Consider the following 276-nt stretch of genomic DNA (forward strand, 5'->3'; position numbering starts at 1 on the left):
GACCGCCGTCGGGTTGAACGCCCGGGCTTCAGGTACCGCCGCCACAGCCCTCGGAGCAGCGTCCATCGCCGACGGTGAAAGCGCCACGGCCCTCGGGCGCAGGGCCAATGCCACCGGAACCTCCGCGACCGCCGTCGGGGTTGATGCCCTGGCCTCAGGGCAACGGGCGACGGCACTGGGTCCTCGCGCCAATGCCACCGGAACCGCCGCGACCGCCGTCGGGTTGGACGCCCGGGCTTCAGGTACCGCCGCCACAGCCCTCGGAGAAGCCTCCAT

General features: G+C 72.8%; 1 pseudogene. It reads left to right on the plus strand.

Annotated features, from left to right (window positions below):
- Positions 1-276: pseudogene (locus ACLNEE_RS17085) on the plus strand (hypothetical protein); the annotation flags it as partial.

The sequence above is a fragment of the Aphanothece stagnina RSMan2012 genome (assembly GCF_046764815.1).
Classification (GTDB): domain Bacteria; phylum Cyanobacteriota; class Cyanobacteriia; order PCC-6307; family Cyanobiaceae; genus NIES-981.